General features: G+C 59.0%; 11 protein-coding genes. 6 read left to right on the forward strand and 5 right to left on the reverse strand.

Annotated features, from left to right (window positions below; all coding sequences use genetic code 11):
• The 4 genes from gvpJ to gvpA form a co-directional block, all read right to left on the reverse strand.
• The coding region (gvpJ, locus tag NW841_RS07360) for a gas vesicle protein GvpJ (protein WP_414385985.1) at positions 1 to 179 on the reverse strand (179 nt) is incomplete at its 3' end.
• Between the two features lie 43 nt (positions 180 to 222).
• Complete coding sequence (gene gvpN / locus NW841_RS07365) at positions 223 to 1,107, reverse strand: gas vesicle protein GvpN (protein ID WP_414385979.1); 885 nt, start codon at positions 1,105 to 1,107, stop codon at positions 223 to 225.
• A gap of 88 nt (positions 1,108 to 1,195) precedes the next feature.
• Entirely contained in the window at positions 1,196 to 2,215 is a 1,020-nt protein-coding gene (gene gvpC / locus NW841_RS07370) for a gas vesicle protein GvpC (protein ID WP_414385980.1), read from the reverse strand.
• A gap of 240 nt (positions 2,216 to 2,455) precedes the next feature.
• Positions 2,456 to 2,674 carry a gas vesicle structural protein GvpA gene (gene gvpA, locus NW841_RS07375; RefSeq protein ID WP_011429717.1) on the reverse strand — a complete coding sequence of 73 codons (219 nt, stop codon included), beginning with the start codon at positions 2,672 to 2,674 and terminating at the stop codon, positions 2,456 to 2,458.
• Positions 2,675 to 3,059: 385 nt separating this feature from the next.
• On the opposite strand from gvpA, the gene NW841_RS07380 reads away from it, so the two are divergent.
• The 6 genes from NW841_RS07380 (at position 3,060) to aroH (ending at position 6,114) form a co-directional block, all read left to right on the forward strand.
• Entirely contained in the window at positions 3,060 to 3,278 is a 219-nt protein-coding gene (locus tag NW841_RS07380) for an Hfq-related RNA-binding protein (RefSeq protein WP_414364323.1), read from the forward strand.
• Between the two features lie 159 nt (positions 3,279 to 3,437).
• Positions 3,438 to 4,121: a V4R domain-containing protein gene (locus NW841_RS07385; RefSeq protein ID WP_414371328.1), complete on the forward strand. Its 684-nt coding sequence runs from the start codon at positions 3,438 to 3,440 to the stop codon at positions 4,119 to 4,121.
• Positions 4,118 to 4,366: a hypothetical protein gene (locus tag NW841_RS07390; protein WP_414364320.1), complete on the forward strand. Its 249-nt coding sequence runs from the start codon at positions 4,118 to 4,120 to the stop codon at positions 4,364 to 4,366. The genes NW841_RS07385 and NW841_RS07390 overlap by 4 nt, the downstream gene beginning before the upstream one ends.
• Positions 4,367 to 4,411: 45 nt before the next feature.
• Positions 4,412 to 4,894: a hypothetical protein gene (locus NW841_RS07395; protein WP_414364319.1), complete on the forward strand. Its 483-nt coding sequence runs from the start codon at positions 4,412 to 4,414 to the stop codon at positions 4,892 to 4,894.
• A 64-nt stretch (positions 4,895 to 4,958) separates the two neighbouring features.
• Positions 4,959 to 5,648, forward strand: coding sequence for a V4R domain-containing protein (locus NW841_RS07400; protein ID WP_414364317.1), 690 nt, complete (start codon positions 4,959 to 4,961; stop codon positions 5,646 to 5,648).
• A gap of 91 nt (positions 5,649 to 5,739) precedes the next feature.
• Positions 5,740 to 6,114, forward strand: coding sequence for a chorismate mutase (gene aroH, locus NW841_RS07405; RefSeq protein ID WP_011429723.1), 375 nt, complete (start codon positions 5,740 to 5,742; stop codon positions 6,112 to 6,114).
• Here aroH and NW841_RS07410 read toward each other — a convergent pair.
• Positions 6,111 to 6,430 (reverse strand): hypothetical protein (locus tag NW841_RS07410; protein ID WP_414385981.1); only part of this gene is annotated, 320 nt, incomplete at its 5' end. The genes aroH and NW841_RS07410 overlap by 4 nt on opposite strands.

Consider the following 6,430-nt stretch of genomic DNA (forward strand, 5'->3'; position numbering starts at 1 on the left):
TTGGCCTTGTCCACCGAAGAGATCAGCAGCCGAATGCGGACATTGAGCAGCTCCACATTGCCCACCGAAACGGTGATATCCCCGGCGATGACAATGCCCTTATCCAAAACCCGCTCCAAGACATCGGCCAGAGAGGAGCCATGCGTTGCCGTGGCCAGAGGTTGAGAGGTAATAGGCACAGGGAATTCCCCTCCAAAGTTTGCGAAAGCATACAAACAAATATCAGCCGGGCAGTTGATCCAGCAAATAGTTGAGCACCTGGGCTCCTTCCTCGTAGCGCTTGCCGGCCCGGGGCAACAGCACGTCGGCACACAAAGCGCGGAAGTCGGCATTGTCTTTGCTCACCGCCAGCTCGTGCTCCTTGACGATGCGCCCGATCATCAGACAACTGCGCAGGCTAGGGTGGCGGGTCAAATCCAGCTTGCGGCGAAAAGCCCGCACAATGTGCACGATCTTGAGGGCATCGGGGGCAGATAGACCAATGCGGGCAGTGAGGATCTCTTTTTCGGTCTCGATGTCCGGTTCCCCCATATCGATGGTGATCATCCGATCCAGCAGCGCATCTTGGGCCTTGTGAACCCCGGTGTATTCCTCTGGGTTAGAGGTGAAGATGGCCCGGAACTGGGGATGCACCCGCAGATATTCGGAGCGGTTGCTATCTGGCGGCAACACCAGCAGCCTCTCTTCCAAAGCGCTCAGGAGGGCGTTGTTGGCCTCAGGGCGGGAGCGGTTGAACTCGTCGTAGATGAGGGTAAAGCCCTCGCGGCAGGCCAAGGTGAGGCGGGCATCCACCCAGCGCTGCCGCACGTCTTCTTCCATTTTCACCACCGAGTGGATGAAATTATCCACCACCCGCCGATGGGTAAAGCCGGTGCGCCCGCCGATCAGGTCGGAAGAATCAAAGCGATCATCGCCGTAGATCAGCATGATGGGGCGGCCCAGCAGGCTGGCCAAATGCATCGCCAGGGTAGTCTTGCCCGTGCCCGAAGGCCCCCGCAGATGCACCGCAAAACCCGACTGCAGATAGCGCAAAGCGCGGCGGGTAATCCGCTCGATGTAAGGAGTGTTCACAAATTGGCGGGGACGCGCCTGCAGAACCGTGGCCATAGCAATACCCAACTCTCAATTGCCGTGACGCTCTTGCCTTGACTATAGCCGCAACGGTTTTCTTGCGCTCCTAGGGATTGCGCTGGGCTCAGACCACAACCGTCGCTGACACCATACGCCGCAAGGTGGCCAAGATTTCCGAGGGATCCACCCCCAGATCCACCGCAGCCCGGGCTAGCAGATCCCGCACCCGCTCCCGATCCCCGATCACCTGCAGCAAGGTTAGGTTAGGATTCTGCGCTTGCAAAGCCTCTACATACTTGCAGACGTAGGCCATGATGCGATCCGAACTTTCCTCCTGCGCCGAAGCAGGCGGAGCTGGGGAGGGTTCAGGGGGTGCCCCAGAAGGGGGAGGAGGGGCTGTGTTGTCTGAGACTGGAACTCCAAGCTCTGGTTGGGTAACCTCAGACGAAACCGTTGCTGTAGCTTTGACCGAGCTCTCAGGCGGCTTATCACCCTCTTCAGATTCCTCAAGATCTGGGACAATGGCCTGATCCCCTGGGATCCCATTCCCCCACACCTGCTCGTGCAACGCCCTGCGGAAAGCCGCCAAAGCCTGCCGCAAAGCCTGGGCCTCTGCCCGCTGTTCTTGAGCAATCTGAGCCAGCTCCTGCCGCGCCAGTTGCTGCAAAGCTTGTACCCGCTGCCGCAATTCAGCACAGAACGCCTGCCGCACTTGTCGGGTTTGGTTAGCCATGGCCTGCCGCGCCTGGGCACAGGTGCTCAGCAGGCTCTCCACCGTCGCAGCCAAGTCGGCCCGAAAAGTCCGCAGCTCCTGCTGTTGGGCCTGCGATTGGGCGGCTCGTTCTTGGGCCATGCGAGAGAGAAGCTCCGCCACTGCTTTGGCCCGCTGGGCCACAGCCTCCAGGCGAGAATGCTCGTCCAAGGCCCGCTGCGCCACCCGGCTCTGCTCCAGGTTGCGCAGTTGGCTGCGACTTTGTTCCCTCTGCTGCCGTATTGCCTCTTGTCGTTCCTGGCAACGTTGTCTCAGCTCGGCCATCAGAGCGCGGTGCTGCTCCAGGCGCTGCTGCCGGGATCCGCTCAACAAACTTTGACTTTGAGCCGCCCGTCGGCTGCGGGCCGCGGCCCACTGTTCCTGCAAACTCATGGCGTCCAACCCCCCTACGTCCTTCTCAATGCCTGGGCGAATGCAGTTCTCCGCTTTTTCCCAACTCGCTCTCCACCAGCACGGCCTGTAGCTCAACACCACCGCCCGCTTCGATCCCCAAGCCGAAGCTAAGGAAACAAGGCAGAGATCGACAGCAGATTCCTGCCTCGCCTTCTCGACGACCCGACCCTTCGACCCCCGCGGTGTTGAAGGCAAGGGGATCGAGTGATTGGGTCAGATTTAGACGGCAGGGGCAGCAGCGGTAGCCGTCAGGCCCACAGCCTCGGCGTATTTCAGGTAGGTTTCCACCGAAGCCACAACGACGCGCGCCTCAATGGCCAACAGCTCGATCCCCACCAGAGAAACCCGCACCCAGGCATCGACCACGATCCCTTTGTCCAAAATGCGGTCGATCACTTCGGCCAAGCTCGAAGAAGAGTTCACTTTCTCGACTGCCATAACGATCTCTCCTGCACAGATGATGGTTGAAAAAGACAAACAATTCGGTAGCAAAACAGTAGGCGACTAAGGATCCCAAGCTGGGATTTGCCTTCTCCAGGGCGACAAGCGCACTTTCTGTCGCCCCATCCCTATTCTGCTAACTTTTTTCGGGGAGAACACCCGTGGATTCGCTTAAAAAATACGGCAGGTCAACAAGACTTACCGTCTTTTCCAAGCGCCATCCCCCCTACATAGTACCCGCCGAAAGAAAAAGTGGGTCAGGGGGTAAGAGTGTTTTTGGATCCCGGCTATGGAGATTGTCCAGCCAAGGTGCGGGCCAGCAGGGATCCCCTATACTGAGAGCAGTGCGCTTGCTGTCCTTTCGCTGGCCAAGAGGGCTGCCGTGACCGAGTTCAACACTGGGATCCCAAGTGTGCGCCGCCTGCAGAAGGTGATCCGGGAGCGGGAAATCTTGGAAGTTAAGCTCAACACAGGAGATGTCTTCGTCGGCCAGTTGCGCTGGCAGGATCCCGACTGCCTCTGTTTGGCAGACGCAGAGGGACAAGAATCGCTGCTGTGGCGCTCGGCCATCGCCTTTGTCAAAGTCAGGCCCCCCGCCTAAGCCCAAACCCCTGCAGCCTCTTCGTCACATCTGCTTCCTGGCGGTGGCGCTCCCTCTGTTGCACCCATCGACGGCTGTGGCCAAAGCCCGCGGCGAAGAGGTTATGATTCAGCTAGAAGTGTACTGTACAAGGAAAAAACTACCACCCTCCCCACTGCCATGACAACGGGTCTCATTGAGCTGAGCCTGCAGCCTGCTGCCCAACGGCACAATCACTACAGCCGCGAAGACTTTTTTCGCTTCGACCTTGCCCAGGGATCCCTGGTGGACTGGACGGGCACCCGCAATGTCTTGGTGAGCGAGGATTTTATCCTGGGCCTACAGCAGGGCTTAGAAGAAGAAGTGGGGGATGCCTCTGCCTCGTTGATGTACACCATTGGCCGCGAGTGGGGGCGCAACGATGCCATCCACTTCTCCCACTGGTTCGAGGAGGAGTATCGGCGCAAGCCGAAGCAGAGCCACCTGATGTTTCTTTTGGAAACCTGGTGGTGGCCTTTGACCTCGCAAGGCTGGGGGCGCTGGGAGGTGGAGACTGAGGGCCGGCGGCAGGGATTTATTTTCATTAATCTGTTCGACTCCGCCGTGGCCCGCACCCTGGGGGACGTGGGTAAACCTGTTTGCCACCTCTACGCCGGCTTATTTGCCGGGTTTTTCAGCGCCATGGTGGAACGACAGCTCAACTGCATCGAGATCCAGTGCTATTCCATGGGGGAAAGCTACTGCAAGTTTTTGCTGGGTAGTAAAGATCGCATCGATGCGGCTGCCTTTTGGCTCAACGAAGGGGCCACTGCCGGCGAAATTGCCCAAAAGCTGCGCTCTGGGCAAGGAGTGACCAAGTCATGACGGCAGAGGTTTTTCTGGAAGAGTCGGTGCAGAGCTTTTTTGCCCGCCTGAATTGGGATAACCGCCCTCTGCAAGACCCCTCCCTGCCCATGCCTTTTGTACGAGTGCAAGAGCACTTCGGCTCCATCCCCTGGGCGGGGGATCCCCTGGCCTTGGCGGCCCGTTCTATGGGATCCCTGGCGGCAGCGCCGCCGCAGGCTGAAGAGGAACAGATCACTTTGGCCGATTTATTCAGCCTGTTCTGAACTCCGACACCCGCTAAGCACCGACCAACACTTGGGAGAAGTGAGATGGTGAGCCCACTGGAGCAGATGCTAATTGAGGCAGAGGCCCGCTACCTCACACCGGAGCAACTGGAGCAGCTCAAGGCCTATGTACTGGGCTGGCCCAAAAGGCTGCACGTGTACCGGGCCGTACGGGAGCGGGAGAGCCAGATGGTAAGCCGCACCCTAAACACCCTTCAAAAGGAGATGCCCAACCTTTCCTCTCAGGTAGTGGATCTCTGCCAGCGGCACCTGCTCCTGTTGCTGCGTTACAGCGCCCTGGCCATGTTGCTCCAGGACGAGAACCTGTTGAAGGAGCGACTGATCGAGTGGATGGAGGAAGAGGTGCGCCTGTACAAGCTGCAAAGCGCCTACGAGGTTGCTTATCGGATTTGTCAGCAAGAGCTAAGGGATCATCTGGCCCCTGGAGAGCTAGAGTTTATTCGCCCCTTGATTACCCAGGCGCAAGCAGCTTTGCTCTCTTTGGACGGACTCAGATCAACTGAGTAGAGGTCTCTCCTGCTGAGTTTCCCAATTACGCTGCCCTACTTGATAGCCCAGGGATCTTTGACATATGGCCGGCACCACCGCTATCCCCAATGGCTCCACCAGCTTCGACCCCTATACGCCTGTTTTGGGCAACTACTACGCGCCCAGCGCCTATCTGCAAGGCGATCTGGAGTCCGGTTTGCTGGCAAGTCGCCACGGTGACCGGCTCTTGGCCCTTCCAGAAGCATTGCTACGGGGCATCTACACCGGCTTGGAATATGAGACAGGGCAAGCCGCCCGCCTGGTATTGCGCAACTGTGGCCGTATGTGGGGCAAAGAGTTTTTCCGCCGCTTTGCCCAGGAGCTCTCCGACTACTACCAGAAGCCTTTGTCCGAGCTGGAGATGGGGCTCTTTTTACAAAATCTCAAACAAGCCTGGAAAACCCACGGCTGGGGGCTGATCGACATCGACTGGACTTACAAAAATCAGGGGGTGCTGGTGGTGTCAATCCGCAACTCTCCCTTTGCCGCTGCCACACCCCCTCACTTCAAGCGCCCGATGGGCTTTTTGGAGGCAGGGCTGTTGGCCACCTGGTTTAGCCAGTTGACTGGCCAGGATCTGGCCTGTGTGCAAACCACCAGCGAGGCTTTGGGAGCGAAGAGCAACTTGTTTATCTTGACCGCTGCCGCCCGCCTCAAGGAAGGAGAGGCCTGGGTGGACTCCGGCCTCAGCCACGACCAGATCCTGGAGAAGTTGTTACAGCCCGCCCCGTAACCCGATCCAGCAGCGGGATAGGATCCCTTCGAGACAAGTCTGTATAATTCTCTGGGAGCAAGACGAGCTCAAGCGCGTGAGGGTGTAGCCATTGGGGTGGCGGGTCAGAGCAATCCGAGGGGCCATCACCGTTCCGGCCAACACTGCCGAGGCCATTGGTGCGGCGGTGAACGAGCTACTGGACGCCCTGGAACATCGTAACGCCATCAATCCGGCGGAGTTGGTGAGCGTCATTTTCTCCGTCACCCCCGATCTAAACGCGGCCTTTCCCGCCCAATTTGCCCGCCGCCGCCCCGGCTGGGAGTTGGTGCCTCTGTTGGACGTGCAACAGATGGACGTCAACGGCGCTCTGCCCCGTTGTATCCGCGTTTTGATCCAACTGAATACCCCGCTGGCTCAAGCTGAGATGCACCACGTCTATCTGCGAGGTGCCCGCGAGCTACGGCCCGATCTCAGCCCAGTCTAGGAAGATAGCTTCTCCCGCAAGCGAGCTTCCCACTGCTGCAGTTGCTCTTGGCGGGCAGCCACCTCGGCTTCGCGACGACTCAGCTCTTGGCTTTGCCGGGTTAAAGATTGGCGCCAGCTTTCGATCTCCGCCAAGTCGGCTAGGCTGCAGGCCTGCGAGAGGCTGTGCAACATCTCCACCAACTTCATCGCCGCCTCTTCCACCCGCTGCACCTGCCGATTTTCCGCAAGCTCAACCAGCAGCAATACCCCCACGTTGTAGGAGGCTGCCTCCTTGGAGGTAACCCGTTCCGGCTGGCGCAGCGGCGTCCAAACTC

The organism is Synechococcus sp. H60.3 (genome assembly GCF_047462295.1).
Taxonomy (GTDB): domain Bacteria; phylum Cyanobacteriota; class Cyanobacteriia; order Thermostichales; family Thermostichaceae; genus Thermostichus.

Coding starts and splice junctions, on each gene's coding strand:
- gvpA (WP_011429717.1), bottom strand. CDS start 2,674: ATGGCAGTCGAGAAAGTGAACTCTTCTTCGAGCTTGGCCGAAGTGATC.
- NW841_RS07385 (WP_414371328.1), top strand. CDS start 3,438: ATGACAACGGGTCTCATTGAGCTGAGCCTGCAGCCTGCTGCCCAACGG.
- gvpN (WP_414385979.1), bottom strand. CDS start 1,107: ATGGCCACGGTTCTGCAGGCGCGTCCCCGCCAATTTGTGAACACTCCT.
- NW841_RS07395 (WP_414364319.1), top strand. CDS start 4,412: ATGGTGAGCCCACTGGAGCAGATGCTAATTGAGGCAGAGGCCCGCTAC.
- gvpC (WP_414385980.1), bottom strand. CDS start 2,215: ATGAGTTTGCAGGAACAGTGGGCCGCGGCCCGCAGCCGACGGGCGGCT.
- NW841_RS07390 (WP_414364320.1), top strand. CDS start 4,118: ATGACGGCAGAGGTTTTTCTGGAAGAGTCGGTGCAGAGCTTTTTTGCC.
- NW841_RS07400 (WP_414364317.1), top strand. CDS start 4,959: ATGGCCGGCACCACCGCTATCCCCAATGGCTCCACCAGCTTCGACCCC.